This is a genomic window from Candidatus Chloroploca sp. Khr17, assembly GCF_004138165.1.
In the GTDB taxonomy this organism is placed as follows: Bacteria; Chloroflexota; Chloroflexia; order Chloroflexales; family Chloroflexaceae; genus Chloroploca.
The window spans coordinates 28,409-46,652 of sequence record NZ_RYFF01000014.1 but is presented as its reverse complement, the minus strand read 5'-3'; the positions used below and the strand labels follow the sequence as shown (position 1 = coordinate 46,652).

15 protein-coding genes are annotated in these 18,244 nt (G+C 57.4%); 5 read left to right on the top strand and 10 right to left on the bottom strand.

All coding sequences use genetic code 11. The features are described 5' to 3' along the window. Window positions 1–66 precede the first annotated feature (66 nt). A complete protein-coding gene (locus EKD05_RS10605) occupies window positions 67–1,107 on the bottom strand; it encodes a hypothetical protein (RefSeq protein ID WP_129672432.1) in 1,041 nt (346 codons plus the stop codon). Between the two features lie 559 nt (window positions 1,108–1,666). On the opposite strand from EKD05_RS10605, the gene EKD05_RS10600 reads away from it, so the two are divergent. Further along, complete coding sequence (locus tag EKD05_RS10600) at window positions 1,667–2,251, top strand: ANTAR domain-containing response regulator (RefSeq protein WP_129672430.1); 585 nt, start codon at window positions 1,667–1,669, stop codon at window positions 2,249–2,251. A 74-nt stretch (window positions 2,252–2,325) separates the two neighbouring features. Here EKD05_RS10600 and EKD05_RS10595 read toward each other — a convergent pair whose 3' ends face one another. The 6 genes from EKD05_RS10595 to EKD05_RS10570 form a co-directional block, all read right to left on the bottom strand. Then, window positions 2,326–3,363 (bottom strand): glycosyltransferase family 4 protein, encoded by a 1,038-nt coding sequence (locus tag EKD05_RS10595; protein WP_129672428.1) that lies wholly within the window; start codon window positions 3,361–3,363, stop codon window positions 2,326–2,328. Between the two features lie 128 nt (window positions 3,364–3,491). Then, window positions 3,492–4,673 (bottom strand): enhanced intracellular survival protein Eis, encoded by a 1,182-nt coding sequence (gene eis / locus EKD05_RS10590; protein ID WP_129672426.1) that lies wholly within the window; start codon window positions 4,671–4,673, stop codon window positions 3,492–3,494. Then, a complete protein-coding gene (locus EKD05_RS10585) occupies window positions 4,670–5,782 on the bottom strand; it encodes a class I SAM-dependent methyltransferase (RefSeq protein WP_129672424.1) in 1,113 nt (370 codons plus the stop codon). Before EKD05_RS10585 ends, eis begins: the two co-directional genes overlap by 4 nt. Continuing rightward, window positions 5,769–6,227: a hypothetical protein gene (locus EKD05_RS10580; protein WP_129672422.1), complete on the bottom strand. Its 459-nt coding sequence runs from the start codon at window positions 6,225–6,227 to the stop codon at window positions 5,769–5,771. The genes EKD05_RS10585 and EKD05_RS10580 overlap by 14 nt, the downstream gene beginning before the upstream one ends. A 7-nt stretch (window positions 6,228–6,234) precedes the next feature. Then, a complete protein-coding gene (locus tag EKD05_RS10575; RefSeq protein ID WP_129672420.1) occupies window positions 6,235–7,734 on the bottom strand; it encodes a tetratricopeptide repeat protein in 1,500 nt (499 codons plus the stop codon). Next, window positions 7,724–9,580, bottom strand: coding sequence for an AarF/ABC1/UbiB kinase family protein (locus tag EKD05_RS10570; RefSeq protein WP_129672418.1), 1,857 nt, complete (start codon window positions 9,578–9,580; stop codon window positions 7,724–7,726). The genes EKD05_RS10575 and EKD05_RS10570 overlap by 11 nt, the downstream gene beginning before the upstream one ends. Before the next feature lie 165 nt (window positions 9,581–9,745). Here EKD05_RS10570 and EKD05_RS10565 point away from each other — a divergent pair, with 165 nt between their 5' ends. Then, on the top strand, window positions 9,746–10,024 hold the full coding sequence (locus tag EKD05_RS10565) for a hypothetical protein (RefSeq protein ID WP_129672416.1): 279 nt from the start codon (window positions 9,746–9,748) through the stop codon (window positions 10,022–10,024). Window positions 10,025–10,095: 71 nt separating this feature from the next. Continuing rightward, window positions 10,096–11,493, top strand: a complete 1,398-nt coding sequence (ffh, locus tag EKD05_RS10560) for a signal recognition particle protein (RefSeq protein ID WP_129672414.1) — start codon at window positions 10,096–10,098, stop codon at window positions 11,491–11,493. A 79-nt stretch (window positions 11,494–11,572) separates the two neighbouring features. On the opposite strand, the gene EKD05_RS10555 is transcribed toward ffh, so the two are convergent. From EKD05_RS10555 to EKD05_RS10545, 3 genes are all read right to left on the bottom strand, one after another. Further along, complete coding sequence (locus EKD05_RS10555; protein WP_165360682.1) at window positions 11,573–12,940, bottom strand: S41 family peptidase; 1,368 nt, start codon at window positions 12,938–12,940, stop codon at window positions 11,573–11,575. Between the two features lie 149 nt (window positions 12,941–13,089). Further along, window positions 13,090–14,811: a penicillin-binding transpeptidase domain-containing protein gene (locus EKD05_RS10550; RefSeq protein WP_240695725.1), complete on the bottom strand. Its 1,722-nt coding sequence runs from the start codon at window positions 14,809–14,811 to the stop codon at window positions 13,090–13,092. A gap of 57 nt (window positions 14,812–14,868) precedes the next feature. Continuing rightward, window positions 14,869–16,044: a sensor histidine kinase gene (locus EKD05_RS10545; protein ID WP_129672408.1), complete on the bottom strand. Its 1,176-nt coding sequence runs from the start codon at window positions 16,042–16,044 to the stop codon at window positions 14,869–14,871. A 207-nt stretch (window positions 16,045–16,251) separates the two neighbouring features. On the opposite strand from EKD05_RS10545, the gene EKD05_RS10540 reads away from it, so the two are divergent. Both EKD05_RS10540 and miaB read left to right on the top strand, forming a co-directional pair. Then, window positions 16,252–16,878 carry a hypothetical protein gene (locus EKD05_RS10540; protein ID WP_129672406.1) on the top strand — a complete coding sequence of 209 codons (627 nt, stop codon included), beginning with the start codon at window positions 16,252–16,254 and terminating at the stop codon, window positions 16,876–16,878. Window positions 16,879–16,881: 3 nt separating this feature from the next. Beyond that, entirely contained in the window at window positions 16,882–18,240 is a 1,359-nt protein-coding gene (gene miaB, locus EKD05_RS10535; protein ID WP_129672404.1) for a tRNA (N6-isopentenyl adenosine(37)-C2)-methylthiotransferase MiaB, read from the top strand. The last annotated feature ends 4 nt before the right edge of the window (window positions 18,241–18,244 follow it).

Sequence of the window (18,244 nt, the reverse complement as noted above, 5' to 3'; positions counted from 1 at the left end):
CCATGCAGACAACGCCAGCGTAGCTGGCGTTGTCTGCATGGGAAGAAGTGCGCCGAGGCCAAGCCCTCAGCCTTTATTCCTACGCCTGAATAGGCTCAACCCTCGTTTGTTGCCCTGGGCACGCATCGTAGCAATCAACACCGCACCCTGCTCACGCCCGATCCGCAACGCATCATCAGCAATTGCCTTCATCCGTTCACGCGAGACGAGCTCGCCTTCAGCAAACCAGCGCCACGCTGCCATCCCTGTTGCATATGTGCCCGCATATGATACCGCGACCCGCGGCAAGATTCCCCAGAAGGGAATCAGGCCAATCAGGGTTCGCGCAAGCTGACGCCACGCAAACGCCCCGCCAACCACCGGCAAAATCTCGCCCATCCGGGCCTGGAAATCAGGCGCAGCGCCATGCGCCAGCGCCAGCCGATAGACCATCAAGGCCTGGTTTTTCGTCAGCACCAGCATGTCTGCCGTAGCGATTGGTACCGATAAGATCGGAATTTGCATGGGAATCGATGAGAGCAAAACATAGGTGGCGTTGGTGTTCGAAATTGAGTTGATCAGGGTACGGGCATACACCGGACGCAGCCCGGTGACCGCCCGCGCCGCCGCAAGCTGCCGGTCTTTCGGCAACCGATCAAGGATGGCCGTCACGATCTGCTCGGGTGCCGCAGAAGCGCCAAGATCAGGAAGCACAAGAATGCGCGCATGGGCAAACTCGGGCCGCACCGGCTCTGTCTCATCCGGGGCCGCAACGCCACCTATGATGATCACCGTTGGCAAGGCAAGCAGCGCCAGACGCCCGATGGCCTCGGCCTCACGAGCTGTGAGTGGCGCACGCCCGTCAACCGTCACCAGCAAGAGGTCGGCCTCGCGCAAACCAGGCTCGGGCTCGCCATACGGCAGGGGTTGATACGAAAATGGATCTGATCCATGTGGTCCAAAATGATGACTGCCACTCGTGCGCAGGATCTCGACCACCCGCTGAAAGAGTGGCCGCGAGCCAAGACCAGCAATCCGTACAACAACTTCGCTCTCTTCACGGATCGCCGTGACATCCAGCTCACGTAGTGTATTGAACGCCGATCCGAAATTATTCCATTTCAACACGCCATCCCTCCCTTGCCACAAGCACTCTCTCGATTATAGCATAGACCTTTTCGCCCTTGCTGGCTCGAGTGTGGTATCATAAGCAGAGATGCAAGCTACCCAGGCTCTCAAAATCGTGCGTAGAAGTAGGCTGTAATGTACATTTTCTGATATTCTGGAGGGTCGGCCTTAGCCGGCTGAAGTCGGCACTCCCTTCGGCAGCATGGCAGAAAAGTTACGTTACACTCTCATCAGCAGTCTGTAACCTACGTGTCCTGATATATTGTCACCCTGAGTACCACCTAGCCCACAGGCCAGTGGGGCCGCGAGCGACCTCACCGGTCTTGAAGACCGGTGAGGTCTCAGGCGAGGTTTGTTGCTTAGGAGCGCAGCAAAGGATCTCAGGCGTCCCCGCGGTAGCGATGCTTCGCTCCGCTCAGCATGACACGGTTGCGAACCCTGGGAGCGCGGGCGGCCCGCCCGCTTCGGGAGCACCACCGGGCGGGCCGCCCGCGCTCCCAGCAAAGTCAGAAAATGGCGTTGACAGCCACATAAAGCACGTTGTGCAAAAGGAAGAACCGTGAGCGCTATCCGCATTCTGATTGCCGAAGACAATGACCTTGTCTCACTAACACTCGAAGAACAACTCAAAGGGCTGGGCTACGATGTCATCGGGATCGCACGCTCAGGCGTTGAGGCGGTGAACCTGGCCGGTCGCCTCAAGCCCGATCTGATTATGATGGATATCAGAATGCCCGAAATGGAGGGTACCGAGGCTGCGGCACGGATCCGTGACCAGTTTCCCGTGCCCATCATTATGCTCACCGCCTACGCTGATAAAGATACGGTGCGCAAAGCCGAAGCAGCCGGTGCGCTTGCCTATCTCGTCAAGCCGATCAATGAGATCGAACTGCCCCCCGCCATCAATATCGCGCTCGCTCGCTTCAAAGAGATGCAAGCACTGCGTAACCAGGTTGATGAACTCGAAGAGTCGCTTGAGGCACGCAAGTTGATCGAGCGCGCCAAGGGGATTTTGATGCAACGCCTCGGGCTCAATGAACGCGATGCCTACGAGCGCCTTCGCCAACGCGCCCGCGATAAGCGTGCCAAGATGAAGGATATCGCCCAGGCTATCATCGAGGCCGAAGAGTTGCTCGGGTCATAGGCCACCTCCCCCCGCGTGGGGAACGGGCGTCGCCAGCCAAAACGCTCTCCCTGAGGTGTCTGCCTACAGATCCTTCAACGCCCCAGGAGCCGTTCGTACAACTTCCGAAAGCCGTTGCCAAGCTGGTCGTAGCCAAAGTTGCCAGCAACTTTGGCTCGCCCATGGTCGCCAAAGCGCCGACGCATCGCGGCGTCTTCACCGAGGATGCGGACTTTTTCGGCATAACCGGCAATATCATCCCGCGCAACCAGAAAACCGTTGAGCCCCTCATCCACAACTTCAGGCAAAGCGCCCGCCCGTGTGGTGACCACCGGACGCCCACACGCCAGCGCTTCCGCCGGCGCAATGCCAAAGCCCTCTAAACGCGATGGGAAGAGCAGGATGTCACAGCTCTGGTAGGCGGCAACAAGCCCGGCTCGATCAGGTGAACCAAGCGGCGTCATCTGAGGGTGCGGCGGTGCCGTTTCGTTCCCCTGAAAACCACCCGTATAGTAGAGCCGGTAGTCAGACGGCAGTTGATCCATGATCTTTGGCAAGAGATCAAACCCTTTGCGCCGCGTCCGGTTGCCCACAAAGATCAGCCTGATGCGCCCGTCCGCCCGTGGCAGGCTATCGTCTCGACGTACGAAATTGGGTGTTGGCACAAAGACATCTGTATCAATGCCGTCGTAAATAATGATGCTATCGGCACGCCCATAGGTCTGCTCGACCTGACGCTGCGTGAAACGGCTGACGCACACGACCGCATCAGCATACGCTACCGAGAGTCCGTCGTAACGCGACTCGACCAGGCGATAAAAGAGACGTTGGGCAAATGAGCTGTAGGGCTGCAAATCAGGGTCTGTCGTCAGGTGATGCACCGTCGTCACCACCGGCAAACCAGTTGCTTTGAAGCTAAAGGCTACCCGCGACCGCCCCTGCAGCAGATCAAATCCGCGCCACCACCCTTCAGGCAAGGCACGGCGAATCAGAAAAGGCAGAAAATTGTAGATCTCGGGCAACCGCAGCAACTCTGGCTGTAACCCTGCCGCACGCACCGAGCGCACAATATTCTGAATGCCAAAATCCACCCCCCCGCGCCCAAATGGTGAAATATAGAGCGGTCGCACCATCAACCTCCACCCTGACCACTCGTGCCTTCATTGGGTCACCATACGCATGAACTTTAGAGCGGCAGAATGCTAAACCTGTTCTTCCACATGCTCACCAGGTTGGCAAAGCCAACCTGGTGAGCATGCACTTAAAACATATCTACGCTAAACGGCACCAGCCCCATAAACGCCCGATCAAAGAGGGCGAGAGCTTCCCGATTGTAGACCTCGAGCGTGCCAAAGGTCGCCGCTGTACGTGGTCGCAGATAGCGACTATAGATCTGCGCCAAAATGCGGCTGTCACACTTGATATCAGGCAATGTTCCAAGTGGCATCTGGCGTACCTGACAAGTGCCTGCCGCAAATTCCAGCGCAAAGATCTGTTGGTTCGCGACAAGCCAGTCGTCGGTCACGGCGATCGTTACCTGGCCCTGCAAATCTTTTGGATAACGATGCGCCTCAAACGCAGCGGCAATATCCAGGAGGCGCAGCATAAAATAGGGCTGGACGCGGCATTCCAATGGATCAGGAAAGAGCAAATTGACCGGTGCATCCGCAGGTGCCCGAAATTCAACCCTGGCAACCTGACCTTCATGCCCCGCAAGAAAGACAAAGAGTTGAGCGCGGGCAATCGGATCAACCGCGACCATTTCACGGCAATGCATTACATCGCCCCGGGCTTCACGCTCAAAACGAAAGATCGTATACGAACGCCCCTTGCCATGCTCATCGCGCCAGATGTAGCCGTGGTACCGGCGCTGCTGCCAGTCGCACATGATCCGATTGCGCCACCACGCTCGCGTACGAACAACCGGGCCAAAACGCCCACGCAGCGCCTCACGGTAGATCGCATCAAGCTCGTCAAGTTCGTCTTCACCGACGGCAATCCAATGTCCTGGTGCCCGCCGAAACGAGCGAAAGAGGGCCGGCTCGCCACTGTAGATCTTCTGCTCCATGCAGGTCGCCCAGCCGTAGCGTCCGTAAAATGAGACCTTGAAGGGGTAGAGCATTGCCAGGCCAACTCCCGAGGCCCGCAATTCGTCAACCGCGTGCCGCAGCAAGGCCCCGATATAGCCGCGTCGCCGCAACTCGGGCGTACTGGCGACCGCACCAATGCCCCCAACAGCGGCTTGCACCCCTGCCCCGAGCTGAACCTGCAGAGTATGCAGTTGCAACTGCGCGACGAGTTGCCCGTCAACAAATAGTCCCCGGAACTGAGCCAATTCCTCGCCATCAAGCGCTACCAGTTCCGGGTTTAGCTGAAAGGCATAGCTCTCGAGCGCCAGGCAGCGCTCACGATCGTCAGGGGTTAATTGCCGATACTCGATCATCGCGGTTTCTCCACAACAATAAAGTAACTGCCGCACCGCATCCAGCCAAACAACCAGAGATCGAGTTCCATCACCAGGGTGATCGCCATTAAAGCGCGATAGACCGAACTGCCAGGTTGCAGGTGTGAACGCACTCGCTGGCGTGCCCGAATTTCGCGCGCCGTTCCTTCAGGCGTCGTCTGCGTTGCCAGTGAGGCGAGATAAGGGTCAGCACTTGGATCTTTAGCTGCTTGAGATGGTGGCTGCGGCGGTTTCTTCGCCGTACGGCCCAACACAGCCTCGCCGAGCTTCATCACTACATGCTCAACAAAGGTGGTAAAGAGGCTATTCCAGAAGACGACTTTGACCGGGCGAAGACCGGCCCGCTCAAAAGAGGCAACCACATCGTCCCAGGTCTCGAGTGCTTTGATATGGTCGGATTTCCGCCGCGCCTCTCGCGAAAAATCATACAACCCTGCCCGCACAAAGAGCCGCCCAAGGCGCCGACTGAGATTGATGATCGGCTGGATCGGCGACATCTCGCGGGTGTTCGAGAAGGCGAGCATCCGCCCACCAGGGCGCAAGACCCGCGCCGTTTCCGCCAGATAGGCATCAATCACCTCAAGCGGGAAGTGTTCGAGAATATCAATCGCAAAGGCTTTATCAAAAGTCCCCTCGGCAAAAGGTAGGCTCCGCGAGTCGGCCTGAGCCAGGGCAATCTCAGCGACCGCTCGGTCAGCAAAAAGCGTGGCTGGATCACTGCCAACCATCAGGTGTACCTGATCGGCATTCCAGACTGCATGCTTGGCTGTGCCACATCCGTTGTCGAGCACCACATCAGTCGGGCGAAACCGCAGCAACCGCCGCAACGCTCGGTCACGCACCCCGGCAGCGAGCAACGGCGGGGCCAACTCACGATAGTCCAACTCTTCTGCCAGTTCGGTCTCATCGGTGACATACTTCGACACATAGTCGTAGTGTGTCCCCCGTGGCATCAGATCAAGATAGCCTTCGCGCAACGGATAAACCGTGGCACACGAAGCACAATGCACTCCGTCGTCAAGCACATACAATGCCCGTGAGTGGCACGTCGGGCACTGCAATAGCCCATAGAGTTCATTCGTGATCATCGGCATCCATACGCTGGCCTACCTGACGTGCCAGCAGTGCATCAAAGACCAGCAAAAAGGCCCCCTGCGTCGCAATGCCATACCCAAGACCCTGACGATCAGGGCGCTCGGCATAGCGCAGGGCCACCGCTAGCCCGACGAGAATGTACCCAACATCAAGGCCCGCATTGACGGTGAGTATCTTGCGGAATTGCTCGGCTTCACGCAGCGCATCACGCTCTTCCAGCTCACCCGTAGCCATCCGCTCAGCCTTGAGCAAGGCACTCCGCCGCCCAATGATCGCCAGCAACACATCAATGACCCCCCAGGCCACCGCCTGAAGGCCAAAATGTCGCCAGAAACCGGCAAAAGGTAACATCAGTGCGCCGAGCACACTGCTCCCAATGCCCCATACCAGAAGTGGCCGTAACGCACGCCGTTGGTAGACAAAGAAATTTTCTTGCATAGCGCGTCTATCTTACCCGATCTGCTGTTGGCGTCAAGTTATGCCGCTGTGGCATCGTTGCCAGTAATAACTCTGCTCGTTCACGCCAGCGCGACGCAGGAGCCAAATCACTTGCCCGGATCAGCGCCGCTCGCGCCGCTTCATCCTCGCCAGTTGCCGCCAGAGCTGCCCCCAGGTAAAAAGCTGCATCCGCCCGCGCTTCCCGCGCCTCAGCAGCCTGTGCCGCTTCAATCGCTCCACGCCCGTCGCCGCACTGATACCGCACTCCTGCCACTAGCACGAGGGCGTCAACCTCCTCTGGAAGCCGCTCTAACGCGCGTTCGGCGAGTGGCAGCCCAACCGAACAAAGTTCGTAGGTTGTTGCCAGGTGAAACCGGGCGGCCAGCAGCGCATATCGCCCCTGTTCCTCAAACGGTGCCGCTCCCAGCGCCTGCTCGTATGCCAGGCTAGCCTGGGCGTATTCGCCCTTCGCTGCGTACCAACTCGCCCGCGCTAGATGACGATCGGCTGCCTGCGGATGCCCCTGCGCAAGTGCGTCAAGTTCCAGCCAAGCGTCGTCGTCTGCTCCTTCCGCCACCGCAATCAGCGCCAGCAAGGCTCGTACCTGTGGGGCATCAGGATGCAACCCCGCCATTGCTTCCAAGGCTTCATGCCCTTCGCCCGTGTGACCAGCAAGCCAGTGCGCATACGCAAGGTATGCCGCTGCACTCAAGCCTTCAGGGCTGTCAGGGTCAACCAAGGTAAACTGGGTAATCGCTCGATCATACAGGCCCGCTTCAAGATAGGTCTGCCCAAGGAGTTGTGGTCGCAATCGCTCCTCAACCTGAAGCACCGCCCTCAAGTGCGCCCGATCGCCCTCCAGCATAAACAACAGAGGATCAGCCAGTACGCCTGAGGTCTCAACGTCGTCGGTTGCCATCAGGGTCGCCAGCGCCTCGTCAGGATCTTCACCGGCGAGCAAGAGGGCCAGTCGGTAATGCACTCGTTCAGACCAGCCAGATGGCATCGGCACCATCAGCGCTGCACGGTACGCCTCGATAGCAGCATCGTACGCCCCTTGCTCCAGGTAGGCCTCGGCAGTCAACACCCGTCCTGGCCCGTGGTACACACATGCCTCGACAACCCGACAATCCTCGAGCAAGGCCCAGGTACGCTCAGCCTGCGCCAGACGCCCATCGTCAACCAGCGCTTGCCCCAGATACAGCAAGGCCAGGTGATAGTCACCTGGTGCAAGCCCCTGCACCATCGCCGACCTGAGTGTCCGCTCAGCCAGCACTGCTTCGCCACGAATGACCCGGAGCATCCCGACACGCAACAAGGCCGCCGGATTAGCTCTAGCCAGCCCCTGATACGCCTCAAGTGCCTCGTAATAACGTCCAGCAGCGAACAACGCATCAGCCTGAGTAAGTGCATCTGGAGAAGAGCGGGGCCACCACACCACCAACGCCAGCGCGATCACCAGCAAGATGATCCCGCCGCGCCACATCAGCCGATGTTCACCGCTCACCACGAGGCCAAAGTGTCCAGATCGTCGCGAGAACCGACGCCCACCAGGCGCGATCAGCTTCTTTCTCAAACCCACGCGTGCGCAGTTGCACCCCACCCAGGAACAACCCGGTCGCAAGCATCCCGCCAGCAAGCCGGTCGTTTGAGCGTTCCACCCGGCGCAGACCGCGTTCCAGCCGACTCATATCCGAGCGCGTCTGCAACTCGCCACGATTGCCAGCCCGATAGTAGGCATCCATCTGACGCGGCAAGGTCAGCAAAATCTGCCCAAGCTCGCGCAATTCCTTCTGAACCTGCTCAGACCAGTTACCATTCCGCCGCTCTTGATCAAGCAACATTCGTGCAAAGGGCCGTAACTCCTGAAACAGATTGATATCAGGGCAAATCTCGGTCGAAAGCCCCGCCACCATGCTCATCGCACGGCCAAAATAGAGCAAATTCTGCGGAATCTGGAAAGGCAGATCATAGATAATGCCTTTGGTCTCGGCAAAGATGGCGTCAACATCAATATTCGTCATCTCGCGCATCGTGCGATTAAACGAATGCCGCAGCATAATCTCGACACCCTGAATGAGCAGTCGTCGATCGGCCCCAGGCAACAGCATGTTCAAGCGCTCAAACGAATCAACAATCCGCTCAGCATCATTGGTTGCGAGGCCGACGACCCCTCCACGGATTACCTCCATCGTCTGTGGCGGCAGGGAACCAACCATCCCAAAATCAATAAAGATCAGGGTGAACGGACGCCCGGGCGCAACCGTATGGGCTTCGGCATCACCAAGCAGATGCCCATCAGCCAGAACCCCGTTCCTGAAATCGTCACTGAGCTTCTTCGGTTCGCTTTGCCCATTCGTATAGGCAACCGCAGGCAACTCGGGATCGATCCGCACAAAGAGGTTGCCTGGATGCGGATCGGCATGAAAGAAGCCATCAACAAAAAATTGTTTCAGATAACAATTGTTGAGCCGCGCCGCCAACTCAATCCGACTCACTCCTAGCGCCTCAAGCGTAGGCAGATCATTGATCTTCACCCCGCTGATCCGCTCCATCACCAGGACACGGCGCGTCGAATATTCAGGAATTGGCTCAGGTACATGAATGCCATAGACTCCCGCAAAATTCTTGCGGAAGCGAGCCGCACTCTGCACTTCCTGAACATAATCCAGTTCCTGGACAAGCACTCGGGCAAACTCGGCGAGCAGCGCATCAAGATCGGCCCGCCGTCGAATCGGCGGGTAATTCTTGATCAGCCGGATGACCCAGGCAACGGCGCTAAGGTCAACTTCAATAATGCGCTCAATATAAGGCCGCTGGACCTTGACGGCGACTTCACGGCCATTGTGCAGCGTGGCAAAGTGAACCTGCCCAAGCGAGGCAGCCGCCACGGCTTCCTGGTCAAAACGCTGAAAGATCTCGCTCGGTGGTGCGCCCAGCTCGTCAATAATCACTTCGAGCACATGCCCGGCTGGAGCAGGCGGAACTTCGTCTTGCAGACCGGCAAGCTCGCGCCGCACCATCTCAGGCACAATGTCGGCCCGCGATGAGAGAAACTGCCCAAGCTTGATTTGCATCCCGCCAAGCTCAAGTGCAAGAAACCGAAAACGACGCGCAAGACGCGACCACCGCACTGCCGCCGAACGTCGCACATACCAGCGCAATAGCGTAAAGCGCGCTAGAAAGATATCCCAGATATAGATATGGATCACGACGCTCAGAAAAAAGAGCGAGACCCGCAAAAAACGCTGGCGCGGGCGAAACACCGGCGCTGCGCTCGGTCGAGGCACCGCGGTCTGATCTGGGGTGAAAGGAGTATCGGCTTCAGGCCGGATTGTATTTTGTTGCGTCATACCTGCATATTCTTCTTCTTCCCATTGGATTATACCAGAAACAAGCCCCCTGCGTCAGCCCACAGGCGGAGAGATTCACCCCCAGAAATAAAACTTGCGACTGATCTCACAAACGTTTCGGTAGGCTACCATACCTTCTATAGGAATGAGCCTCATGATACACTTATGGCAATTGATACCATTCGTCTCTTAACTGATAGCGCGGCCCAACTCTACGCAAGCCTCGATCGCCTGCGACCACTTGGTGATCCCGATGAGTCGTTTGATGCCTGGCGTGCTGGTCTGGGTATGCTCGATGATGCCGATGAGCAGCAATTACGCCGCAATTATCGCCGCCTCTTAACCATGATCGCCGAAATCGAAGGCCTCGTCTGTTCGCGTGCTACCGCTGTTGACCTCGTCCGTGCCCACGTGCTTGCAATTGCCTCAGAATCTGCTAATTGACGCAACCCCATCATAGCGGCTACAATAAATGATAGTTTCGTATACGCGCAGCAGAGAAACGAGCGCATGCTATGTTTGAAAGTCTTTCTGATCGTCTCCAGACGGTCTTTCAAAAACTCGGGAGCAAAGGCCGCCTCGATGAGGATGATGTCCGTGAGGCTATGAAGCAAGTTCGCCTCGCGCTCCTTGAGGCTGATGTTAATTTCAAGGTCGTCAAAGACTTTGTCGCCAAGGTGACTGAGCAGGCGATCGGCGAAGAGGTAACCAAGAGCTTGACGCCCCATCAGCAGGTCGTCAAAATTGTTCATCAAGAACTGATTAACCTCCTTGGCAATGATCCGGCCCCCCTCCAGGAGTCACGCCCTGGTCCGACTGTGATCATGCTTGTTGGTCTCCAGGGTACGGGTAAAACGACCCTCGCCGCCAAGCTCGCCCTCCATTTACGCAAAAAGGGCCGCCGTGTGATGATGGCCGCCTGTGATATCTATCGCCCCGCCGCCATTACACAACTCCAAACCCTCGGCAAGCAATTGAATGTGCCAGTCTATAGTGAGCCCGCTGGCAACCAACCACCTGATATCGCCGCCAATGCCCTCGAGCAAGCGAAACGCGATCAGGTCAATGTGCTGATCGTTGATACCGCTGGACGCCTCCAGATTGATGAGCCCCTGATGGTCGAGCTTGACCAGATTATTGCCCGGGTCGATCCGATCGAACGCCTGCTCGTCGTTGATGCGATGACCGGTCAGGAAGCGGTGCGCGTGGCTGATACGTTCAATCAGCGCGTCCAGATTACCGGCCTCGTGATGTCCAAGATGGACGGTGACGCTCGTGGTGGTGCCGCCCTCTCGGTGCGTGCCGTGACCGGGGTACCGATCAAGTTCCTCTCGACCGGCGAGAAAATTGATACCAATACCCTCGAACCCTTCTTCCCCGATCGCCTCGCTTCACGCATCCTCGGCATGGGTGATATGCTCTCCCTTATCGAAAAGGCCGAGCAGATGTACGATGCCGACCAGGCTAAAGCGATGGAAAAGAAGCTCCGCAAAGGTAAGTTCGACTTCGAGGATTTCCTCAATGCGATGCAACAGATGCGTAAGCTCGGTCCACTGCAGCAGATCCTGGCCATGATCCCCGGTATGAACCAGATCGCTCGCAATGAGGAGTTGCTCGATGAGAGCCAACTCAAGCGCGTCGAGGCGATGATCTTCTCGATGACCCCCCTCGAACGACGCAATCCAGAGATTATCAAGCAGAGCCGCCGCGCCCGCATTGCGCGTGGCAGCGGTACATCTGAACAGGATGTCTCGGCCCTTATCAAGCAGTTTCAGCAGATGCAACGTATGATGAAGCAACTCACTGGTGGCGGTAGCGGCAAAGGCGGTCGCCGCGGCGGTCGCGGTGGTCGTGGCGGCTCCGGTGGGCCAGGGGGGATTGACCCTCGCGAATTGATGCGGATGCTCAAGTAGATGCGCCATCCTGAACGTGGGGGGCGTGCCAGCACCACCGCTCCCCACGTCCCCCTCCTCGCTACTCTGTGTCTAGTCCCTATGGGTTCAACAACCGTAACGCGGTCAGAATACCCGGATCATCCTCCTCTCGAAAACGGGTCCAATCCTCGTTGACGATCACATCCGGTTGTACGCCAACACCCTCTAGATCAGTGCCATCGAGCAATTCAAACCCCTCCTGCGCAATCCAAAGGCGCGAACCGTCACTCAGTTCGTAGGAATAGATGGTTTCTGTGTTGCCTGACGTCGGTACGCCAACAATAACCGCACCAGCATGACTCTGCAAGATGGCGGCCATCAGTTCAGCATACGAGGCTGTACTACGATCAACAAGGACGATCAGCGGCATCCCTCGCAGGGCGTCAAGACTACCCGGTTCAATCACCAGGGGAACGTCGCCCTGGCGATTCGTAAAGTAGCCAACTTCGCCACTCACAAAATTGCTCAGGATCCCCGCTAGAACCGTGCGCCATCCACCGGGATTGCTCCGTAGATCAAGAATAACCCCGCGCAACTCCTGCGCAGCAACCATCTCGGTGAGCAGCGCGGTCACCTGCTGATCCATGTTGCTCACCCAGAGCGTGGTGATACCCAGATAGGCAATGCCACCAGGCAAGAGCCGTGCCGTCGGCGTGATGGCCCCCTCTACCCGTCGCCGGGTAATAAGAATATCGCGACTCTCTTCTCCAGGCCGCACCACCGCCAGACGTACCTGGCTTCCGTCAGGCCCTTCGAGATCGCCATGCGAAAAAAAAGCTCCGTCAATGGCAACAATTCGGTCGCGTGGACGCAACCCAGACTGCAGGGCAGGGCTGTCGGGAAAGATGTGCTGGATCATCAACCCATCACTCAACGGCAAAACGATAACCCCGATCCCAACCTGCTCTTCACGCCCACTGGTGATCGCGTCTTCACGCCGTGCCGCCTGTGGAGGCACAAAACGTGAGTGATTATCACCAAGACGCGCAACCATATCGGTGATAGCCTCATAAAACGCTGCATCAGTCGGTGCCGCAAGAATTATGGGCTCAAATTCACCTCGGATGGTGTTCCACTCAACGCCACCAAAATCATTATAGAGATAGTATTCATGTATAAGTCGCCACACTTCGGTAAAAATCTCGAGCCGTGTGACCTGGGATAGCGCCGTTGGTGCGAGCTCAGCAACGGCAGTTCCAGCCACTGCAGCCGATTGCTCGGGTAACCGTGAAGGCACAAGCTCAACCGTTGGTGGGGGCAAAACGATCGTAGGTGGGTCGGGTTCACGCGTCCTGATCGCTGTTGCCGTCGCAGTCAATCCCTGCATAAATGGAGCCATCGGTGGCGCAGTACCAGAACATCCGCCCAAGAGGATGCCGAGTCCGAGCACCAACCATAGCATTCCACCCAGCCTGCCCTGTTTCATGATGCAATCCATCCTATGGGCAGATCTTCAGTCTCACGTATGCAACCCATTGATCCTGCCAATTTCCCTTGAGCATATCGCACGTCCAGATTGCTCTGTCACACGTTGATGCCCAACCACAGACCGCCATCAACCACAATCGTAGCAGCCTATTCAGTGGCAAATGCAGCGGTCAGGACACGCCCCGCCAGTTCCGCCCCCACGCTACTCCCCTCGCCTCCACGCTCCACCATCACGGCAACGGCATACCGTGGCGCATCAAGAGGGGCTACGGCAATAAACCATGCATGTGGCGAAGCACCAGCCACATGCTCCGCCGTCCCCGATTTGCCCCCCACCGCGATCCCAGGTACAAAGCTACTGATGCTCTGCCCAAACCCATAGCGGGCAACTGCACTCATATTGTTCAACATTGTCTGCGCCGTGGCCGAACTCATCGTGCGCCGGATCCTCTGTGGGGTGTGGGTGAGGATACGCCCCCCATCAGGCCGGGTCACTGTCTGCACCAGGTATGGCTGCATCATGATCCCGTCATTGGCAATGGCAGCCGCAACCAAGGCCATCTGCAAAGGCGTCACCAGCAACTGGCCCTGTCCATAGCCCGTGTCAGCCAGAGCACGTGGCTGATTCAGAAACCCTGCGTCACGATAGAGCAGGCTCTGATTGGCGAGCAGATCGCTCAGGCCACGGTACGTCGTTGTCATACGCTGCGGGGTGCCAATATCAAAGCGGCCTGCCGTTTCAACCATCCGCTCGGCCCCCAAACGTGTGGCATACTGCGCAAAGGCCGTATTGCATGAAAAAGCATAGACCCGCTCGAGATCCGATGGATCGCCCGTAAGTGAATGCAACCCAGATACCGCATTGACAATCGGTGGTGCATCTGGTTGGGGCAGATACGTCTCGGGGCACGTAATCGTCCCTGGTTGCCCTACCCCACTGTGCTCGAGCACGCCAATTGCGGTGATCGTCTTGAAGACCGAGCCTGGTGGATAGAGCCCTTGCGTCGTACGATTCAGCAACGGCTGGCCCGCGCTTTCCATTTGGATCTCTTGCCAGTACTGTGTGATGCGATCATTCTCTGCTTCTCGATCAGCCGCACCGGGGTTGAAACTCAAGCCGCGTGGATCAAAACCAGGATTGCTCACCAGGGCACGGATCGCACCAGTACGCGGATCAAGCACAACCACTGAACCCGTCCGGCCGCCCAACGCCGCCGCCGCCTCGGCTTGGAGATCCGCATTCAGCGTCAGGGTCAGATGATTGCCACGCGGGGTTTCACTCAACAGGCTATCACGCAGGCGCTGCCATTCGTTGCCACGCTCACCACTCAGATAGGCATTGTAGGTCGCTTCCAGACCGCTCTGCCCATACCGCGTGCTAAAAAAGCCCACAATATTGCTAAAGGCACGGGGATCATACCGATCAGCCAGCGGATAGACACGCCGCGCAGCATTGCCTACTGGCTCGCTCTGTACGAGCACGATCTCTCGCATATCACGGATCTCGCCACGCAACACTCTCTGTGAGGCAAGGACAGGCCGGATATTGCTTATCGCCTGACCTTCTTCATCCTGTACGACATGCATTGCAATCGCCGATGCACGCACAAATTGCTGCCGCAAGAGTTGCAGGCTGATCAAGCCAAAACCAACCAGAAAGACAAGGCCCAGATTCGTCAGATTACGTGATAGGCTCCTCGTCTCACCTGTTCTCGTCGCTAAATATGCGGCTAACCCGAACAGAGGGGCAGATGCCCAGAGACAGAGCAGCCAGCGCACTTCGCCTTCAACTGGCTGGAGAATACCATAGATGATCAGCCCAATGGCCCCGATCACACTGATGACCGCAAGCCCGGAACGCATGTTCATGACACCTTGTCTGCAAGCTGTCTCAAGGGCTCAAGCAGTGAGCCGGTGGCGACATGCTTATATGTGAGTCGTGGGCATCCTGGCTTCAACTGTCAAGCCACCGCTCTCACGCTCAACGACGTGAAGTTCACCCTCGAATTCGGCGAGACGGTAGCGCACAACCCGTAACGCATGCACGCCCGGGCGCTCATACGTACCGTCAAGCAGGCCAACCCCGTCGTCCTGGATCATCAGGATGACATGATTGGGTGCAAACCGCACTACCATCAACGCTATGTGTGCATGGGCGTGATGCTGCACATTGAGCAACGCCTCATGCGCAATTCGTAACAAGAGCATCTCAATCGCCCGATGCAGAGGCCGCGGCTCACCAATGACGTTGACCCGCACCTCGATCCCGGCCTGATCGGCAATGGCCGCGCCTAATTGATCAAGCATCGCCATCAAATCACGATCACGGCCCTGGATAGCCATCAGTTCATAAAAAACCTTCCGCGCAGGATCGGCTCGCTGCTCGGTTGAGCGCGTCGCCACAAGCGATGAAGTTATCCCCGGATGAGCAGGCCGCCGCACTGCTTCCTCGCTGGGTGGACGCTCCAACGCCCGGGGGCGTACGCCCGTCCGCTGCGCCGTCTCGGGATCAGCGCTGCCAACCAATGGACTCGCGAGCAGACCGTGAGCACCTTCCGCCCCTCTCGCCGGTTGCGGCTGGCTCTTCATCACAATCGCGGCGACCCACCACCAGAATAAACTGAAGAGCAGTGGCAGCACGACCCGTAGCACAATGGTTGCTTCGGCAAGCGTCACCTCGCTTCCACGGTTGATGACCGCAAGCCCAAAGAGATCTAGGATAATGAAGACCGAACCGCCAACAATGCTCCCTCGTGAGCCATACAACAGTGCCGGCAAGACGAGCGCCCCGAGCGCAAAGGGGAGGAACGGCAACATGGTGCTCCCACTTAGCCAGAGGATCGCAATGCCAACAACGAGATCAACCACAAGCAAGGTGGGACGCTGGCGCGCAAACTGGACATACCCTTGCGCAAGAGCGGTTGCAACAACATTGAGCACGCCAATCAGCAATAAGAGACCCGCGTCGCGTGGTAAGGTCTCGGTTGGACGCCCCGGCAGGGTGAGTGTCAGGGCAGCAAAAATCCACGCTAGCCAGCGATAGCTAAAGAAAACGATATGGTCGCTCAGGTGGCTCTGCCATTGACCGGCTAATCGCTTCACTCTGCTTCCCTTCACAGATGTGGCACCCGTTCATTCGCTCATAGAGCAGTCCTGCGTTGCACAACACCTGTTTCACCGATGGTTCTTAGAGTCTACAGTGTAGCAGAAAGGTGTAGCAGCGGCAACCTCAAATCCGCAAAGCTCCATTCTTAGAGATGTCTATGGTATACTATACGCTGCATATCATGCACACATCGAGGAGAAACTATGGTTCCGAACGACCAGCCTGCTGAACTCGACCTTGCCGTTGGTTCAATGATTACGGTGCGACCCGATGAGGATCGCGAAGCATATAACGAAGAATATGAAACCGTCTCTGTTGTTCAGGATCAACTCCGTGAACAGGGGATCGATGTTGACCTGCTCGCTATGCCTGGGGTTCAAGTCTGGGAGGGCGGGCTACATCACATGGGGGCGCTCTATCAGCTTTCACGGATGGCTGTCCATCTAGAACACGATGAAGACCTCGCTGACGTCATCGAAGATGGCCCGGTGATCTATGACGATGATCTCGACCGGATGGTGACGGATATCTGGGACGAGTTAACCCAGACCCGGTTTGCCCATCTTGTCAATCTCCAGGGGATCAATAGCTATTTCTTGCCCGTTGAGTTTGCGCAACCTGTCTGGCTCTCTTTTGAGGATGAAGATGGGCACGAAGATAGTGCCTATTTCGCATCATCCTATCGTTTGCAACAGGAACTTGCCGAACTGAGTCCTCTGCTTATCAAAGCCGGTGTCTCACCCCAATCCGAGGCGTATCGCTGCCTTGAATTGTTCCAGGCAGCAGCCTCAGCTAGCGTGAATGCCAGTTTGCCTATTATTGTCTGGTAACCGATGCAAGATCTTCTCTTTATCGATAAACTCTCCCTGCGCCAGCAGCCTGATCGCGACCCAACCCCTCGCGAACGGCGTTATTATGTCTGGACAGTTGGGTGTCAGATGAATGTGTCTGACTCTGAGCGCCTTGAAGCCGCCCTCCAAGGGGTTGGCTATAGCCCGGCACGCTATCCCGATGAAGCCTCGTTTATTGTGCTCAATTCGTGTAGTGTGCGCGCCAGTGCCGAAGAGCGGATCTTTGGCAAACTTGGTGAACTCATGCGGGTCAAACGAGCCCATCCCGAGACCCGTGTCGTGCTCTGGGGATGTATGGTCGGCCCCGAAAATCGCTCGATCTTTGAGCAGCAGTTGCCCATGGTTGACCATTTCGTTTCGCCCTCAGCCGTTGATGAGGTCGTGGCGCTCGCACCGAATCCTATCTATACCCTCGATGAGCCGGCCCTCCCTGTTGCCAACACGGCGCATCCACCTGTCTCGGTGCATGTGCCCATTCAGTATGGCTGCAATATGACGTGTTCGTATTGCGTCATTCCCCTGCGCCGTGGGCGTGAGCGCTCACGCCCCCTCGCTGAATTGGTCGAAGAGTGCCGTCGCATTGTTGACCGTGGTGCCCGCGAAATTACGCTGCTCGGTCAGATCGTTGACTCCTGGGGCCACGATCTCCCCGGCCGCCCCGAACTCGCCGATCTGCTCGAGGCCGTCCACGCGCTTCCCGGACTCCAACGCCTGCGCTTCCTCACGTCCCATCCCGCCTGGATGACCGATCGCTTGATCGAAACAATGGCTCGCTTGCCCCGCTGTATGCCTGATCTTAATCTGCCCGTCCAGGCTGGCTCTGATGCGCTGCTCAAGCGTATGCGCCGCGGCTATACTACTGCACGCTATCAGGCCTTGATTGCTAAAATTCGCGCCACTATCCCTCAGATCGCCCTGACAACCGACATTATTGTTGGCCATCCCGGTGAAACGGCAGAGGATTTTGCGCAAACGCTCGCCCTCTGCGCGACGATCCGCTTTGATAAGATCCATATCGCGGCCTTCTCGGCACGCCCAGGAACCCTCGCCGCTGAACAAGAGCAAGATCCTACGCTCGCCGTCACCGAAACAGAAAAAGAGGTCCGCCGCCGCGCCCTCGAACAACTCCACGAACGGGTTGCCACCGAACTCAATACACAGTATCTTAACCAGACGGTGGACGTGCTTGTTGAGGGTGAAAATCGGGGCAAGTGGCGTGGGCGTAACCCACAGAATAAACTAGTCTTTTTTACCCATGCCGATGACCTTACTGGTCAAGTGGTGCAGGTGCAGATTACCCATACTGGCCCCTGGAGCCTGCAGGGGCGACGGGTTGGCTGAATGT

Coding starts and splice junctions, on each gene's coding strand:
- EKD05_RS10555 (WP_165360682.1), bottom strand. CDS start 12,940: ATGAAACAGGGCAGGCTGGGTGGAATGCTATGGTTGGTGCTCGGACTC.
- EKD05_RS10550 (WP_240695725.1), bottom strand. CDS start 14,811: ATGAACATGCGTTCCGGGCTTGCGGTCATCAGTGTGATCGGGGCCATT.
- miaB (WP_129672404.1), top strand. CDS start 16,882: ATGCAAGATCTTCTCTTTATCGATAAACTCTCCCTGCGCCAGCAGCCT.
- eis (WP_129672426.1), bottom strand. CDS start 4,673: ATGATCGAGTATCGGCAATTAACCCCTGACGATCGTGAGCGCTGCCTG.
- EKD05_RS10565 (WP_129672416.1), top strand. CDS start 9,746: ATGGCAATTGATACCATTCGTCTCTTAACTGATAGCGCGGCCCAACTC.
- EKD05_RS10595 (WP_129672428.1), bottom strand. CDS start 3,363: ATGGTGCGACCGCTCTATATTTCACCATTTGGGCGCGGGGGGGTGGAT.
- ffh (WP_129672414.1), top strand. CDS start 10,096: ATGTTTGAAAGTCTTTCTGATCGTCTCCAGACGGTCTTTCAAAAACTC.
- EKD05_RS10580 (WP_129672422.1), bottom strand. CDS start 6,227: ATGCAAGAAAATTTCTTTGTCTACCAACGGCGTGCGTTACGGCCACTT.
- EKD05_RS10570 (WP_129672418.1), bottom strand. CDS start 9,580: ATGACGCAACAAAATACAATCCGGCCTGAAGCCGATACTCCTTTCACC.
- EKD05_RS10585 (WP_129672424.1), bottom strand. CDS start 5,782: ATGATCACGAATGAACTCTATGGGCTATTGCAGTGCCCGACGTGCCAC.
- EKD05_RS10540 (WP_129672406.1), top strand. CDS start 16,252: ATGGTTCCGAACGACCAGCCTGCTGAACTCGACCTTGCCGTTGGTTCA.